Source organism: Methylobacterium sp. WL103 (assembly GCF_008039885.1).
In the GTDB taxonomy this organism is placed as follows: domain Bacteria; phylum Pseudomonadota; class Alphaproteobacteria; order Rhizobiales; family Beijerinckiaceae; genus Methylobacterium; species Methylobacterium cerastii.
Genome location: NZ_VRUX01000430.1, coordinates 1 through 3699 on the forward strand (window position 1 = coordinate 1; position 3699 = coordinate 3699).

The 3699-nt window shown below is 73.2% G+C and carries 5 protein-coding genes; 2 read left to right on the top strand and 3 right to left on the bottom strand.

Annotation, left to right across the window (positions count from 1 at the left end; all coding sequences use genetic code 11):
* Window positions 1–684, top strand: a 684-nt coding sequence (locus FV222_RS19935; protein ID WP_147815460.1) for a glycosyl transferase, incomplete at its 5' end; no start/stop codon positions are given.
* The gene (locus FV222_RS19940; protein ID WP_246685558.1) at window positions 681–1616 is read left to right on the top strand and encodes an NAD-dependent epimerase/dehydratase family protein; all 936 of its coding nucleotides are present in this window, start codon (window positions 681–683) and stop codon (window positions 1614–1616) included. The genes FV222_RS19935 and FV222_RS19940, both read left to right, overlap by 4 nt.
* On the opposite strand, the gene FV222_RS19945 is transcribed toward FV222_RS19940, so the two are convergent.
* The 3 genes from FV222_RS19945 to FV222_RS19955 form a co-directional block, all read right to left on the bottom strand.
* Window positions 1610–1873, bottom strand: a complete 264-nt coding sequence (locus FV222_RS19945; RefSeq protein ID WP_147763473.1) for a hypothetical protein — start codon at window positions 1871–1873, stop codon at window positions 1610–1612. The two genes, FV222_RS19940 and FV222_RS19945, sit on opposite strands and share 7 nt — an antisense overlap.
* Before the next feature lie 73 nt (window positions 1874–1946).
* Window positions 1947–2276 carry a PepSY domain-containing protein gene (locus FV222_RS19950; RefSeq protein ID WP_246685559.1) on the bottom strand — a complete coding sequence of 110 codons (330 nt, stop codon included), beginning with the start codon at window positions 2274–2276 and terminating at the stop codon, window positions 1947–1949.
* Between the two features lie 107 nt (window positions 2277–2383).
* On the bottom strand, window positions 2384–3699 hold a 1316-nt coding region (locus FV222_RS19955; protein WP_147815461.1), incomplete at its 5' end, for an SDR family NAD(P)-dependent oxidoreductase.

Below are 3699 nucleotides of genomic sequence, written 5' to 3' on the forward strand. Positions count from 1 at the left end.
GGCGGGGTGGTGGCCGGCGTCGACGGGCGGCTGGTTCCGGCCTTGCCGCCGGCGGTGGAGCGCACGCTGGCGGTGCTCGCCGGCGTCTGGTTCGTGAACCTCGTCAACTTCATGGACGGGCTCGACTGGATGAGCGTGGCCGAGACGGTACCCGTCGCCGCCGCCCTGGCCCTGTTCGGCGGGTTCGGCGCCTTGCCGCCGGCCGCGATCCTGTTCGCCGCCGCCCTGCTCGGAGCGATGCTCGGCTTCGCGCCGTTCAACCGCCCCGTGGCAAAACTCTTCCTCGGCGACGTCGGCTCGCTGCCGCTCGGGTTGATCCTCGCCTGGCTGCTGTACCGGCTCGCCCTGGAAGGCGGGCTCGCCGCGGCGATCCTGCTGCCGCTTTACTATCTCGCCGACGCCACCCTGACGCTGATCCGGCGCGCGGCCCGGCGGGAGCCGGTGTGGCAGGCCCATCGCAGCCACTTCTACCAGCGGGCCACCACGAACGGCCTCACGGTCGGCGGCGTGGTCGGGCGGGTGTTCGCGCTCAACCTCGCCCTCGCCGCCCTCGCGGCCGCGACCTTGCTTTGGCCGTCGCCGGTCGTCACGCTCGGTGCGCTGGCGGCGGGATGCGGGCTGGTCGCGGCCCTGCTGATCCGGTTCTCGCGGGCGCCGACGGCGGACGGAACGAGGGTGCCTTGAGCCAACTGATCGCGCTGACCGGGGCGACTGGCTTCATCGGCCGCCATGTCCTGCGGGACCTGACCGCGCGGGGCTACCGCGTCCGCCTGCTCCTGCGCCGCCCGGTTGACGCGATGCCGGAGGGCGCTTCGAGCGCCGTCGTCGGCGACCTGACCCGGCCGATGAACATGGCGGCGGCGCTGGCCGGCGTCGACGCGGTGGTCCATTCGGCCGGGCTCGCGCACGCCATGTCGGGCGCGCCGGAGGACGATTACCGCACGCTGAACACCGAGGCGACGCAGCGCCTGGCCGAGGCCGCCGCGCGCGCGCGGGTGCGCCGCTTCGTGTTCCTGTCCTCGATCCGCGCGCAGACCGGCCCGACCGCGCCCGGCATCGTGACGGAGGCCGACGGCCCGGCCCCGACCGACGCCTACGGCCGGTCCAAGCTCGACGCCGAGCGGGCGCTAGCCGCCATCGGAATCGATTGGGTCGCGCTGCGGCCCGTCCTCGTCTACGGCGCGGGGGTGAAGGGCAACATGGCCGCCTTGGTGCGGCTCGCCCGCTCGCCGTATCCGCTGCCGCTCGCATCGCTCGCCGGGCGCCGATCGCTGGTCTCGGTGGAGAGCCTGTCGGCCGCGATCGACGCGGTGCTGCGAACGGACACGTCGCCGAACCGGCCGCTGGTCGTCGCCGACCCGGATGCCCAGACGTTGCCCGAGATGCTGACGGCCCTACGCGCCGGACTCGGCCGGAGGCCCGGCCTCGTTCCGCTGCCCTCCGCCGCGATCGGGCTCGCCTGCCGGCTCACCGGCCGCGAGGCGCTGTTCTCGCGGCTGGCCGAGAACCTCGTCGCGCGCAGCGTCGGGTTGTCCGCGCTGGGCTGGGCGCCGGCCGGCACGACCCGCGACGGCCTCGCACGGCTCGCGCGGGGACAGGCGTCCGCAAATCAGTAGTCTCGGCAGAATGCGGGCGCGGTGCCGTCGTCGAACAGGCGGCAGCTGCGGACGATCTCGGATTCGATCAGCGCGCAAGCGTTGGACGCGTTGCAGGGTGGGTGCGTCGCCGGCGAGACGGCGAGGCAGCGTTCGACGAGGCGGGCGGAGTCGCGTTCGCCGACGCTGGCGCGGCAGCTCTCGGCCCGGGCGGCGACGGACCCGAAGGTCACCACCGAGACGGCGACGACCAATGCACCGGCGCGGGACGACATCATCGATCAGGCCTCGGCCAAAAGAAAACCCCGGCCTCGCGGCCGGGGTCTTTGTTACGATACCGAGGCGCCGATTTCAGCGGCGGACGTCGATCACGTCGCCCGAGCGGCTGTCCACCACCACGGTGATGTCGTCGCCGCGCCGGTCCGAACCGCGGACGATGATGCGCGGACCGCGACGATCGACGTTGTCGACGTCGGTGAGACCCTGGCGACGCGCGATGCGGATCGCCTCGCCGCGGCTGAGGTCGACGTCGTCGCGCGGGCCGCGGTCGCGATAGCCGGGATCGACGCGGACGCCGCCGGGTCCGATCTGGATGCCCTGGGCCGAGGCGGGGGCGGCGAGCCCGGCGACTCCCAGTCCGGCAACCATCGTCAGGCCAGCGAGTACCGTCTTCGTCCGCATTGCTTCGTCCTTCTCTCGGCACGCTCCCTGTTCGGAAACTGCGCTCGGTTCGGTCGTCGCCTCAATCTGCGGGGCGAGGAATAGTTCCCGAACGGGACCTTCGCGAATCAACAGGGCTCGGCGAGGACGGTTCCGGTCGCGCGCTGGTCCGGGCTCGCCGGGGCGGCTTCGACCGGCTTGTCGAAGCGCTCGCGGAAATGCGGGATCGCCGCCTCGAACACCGCCTCGGCGGCGGCCCGGTCGCCGCGCGCCACCGCCTCGCGCAGGGACGCCGTCCAGGCGTCGAGGCGGGCGCGGTCGGCGAAGACGGGCTTGGCCGCCATCACCCCGTCGATCCCGTCGAGGCTGACGCGGGGCTCCTCGCGGGCGAACAGGATCTCGTTCAAGCGTTCCCCGGGCCGGGCGCCGGAGAACACCAGCTCGATCTCCGCGCCGGGCTCGAAGCCGGCCAACCGGATCATGCGCTCGGCGAGCTCGGCGATCTTCACCGGCTGGCCCATCTTGAGGACGTAGACCGCCGCGCGCTGGTCGGCCGCGCCGGGCACGAGGCTGCGCGCCTCGCCGTCGGCATGGGAGGCCGCGGTGAGGACGAGGTCGGCGGCCTCCCGCACGGTCATGAAGTAGCGGACCATGTCGGGATGGGTGACGGTGACGGGGCCGCCGCGAGCGATCTGAGCCTTGAACACCGGCACAACCGAGCCGACCGAGCCGAGCACGTTGCCGAAGCGCACGGCGATCAGCCGGGTCGGGTGGCCGGGGATCGCCGCCTGCTCGGCGTCGCGGGCCTGGGCCACCATCTCGGCGAAGCGCTTGGTGACGCCGAGCTGCGAGACCGGCTCGATCGCCTTATCGGTCGAGATCATCACCAGGGCGCGGGCGCCGGCCGCCACCGACGCGTCGGCGACGTTGATCGAGCCGAACACGTTGGTCTTGACGCCCTCGCTCCAGTCGCGCTCCAGGTAGGGCACCTGCTTCAGGGCGGCGGCGTGGAAGACGTAGTCCGGGCGGAATTCGGTGAAGACCGCGTGCAGGCGCTCGCGGTCGCGGATGTCGGCGAGCGAGCCCGCGATCTCGGCCTGGGCGTTGAGCAGGGCCGGCTGGCTCAGGATGCCGTGGAGCGCCGGCTCCGAGCTTTCCACCACCATCAGCGCCGAGGCGCCGAAGGCGAGCGCCCGGGCGCAGATTTCCGAGCCGATCGAGCCGCCGCCGCCGGTGACGAGGACGCGCTTGCCGGCGAGGAACCGTTCGAGCCGCGGCCGGTCGATCGCGACGGTCGGGCGCAGCAACAGGTCCTCGATCTCCAGCGGCGCCAGCTCGGCGTCGCGCATGCCTTCGCCGAGGCTGACGACCCGTGCGAGCGGCAAGCCGAGGCGCCGAGCGCGGGCGATCAGGTCGTCGGGCTCGGCCTCCGGCGCCAGGGCGC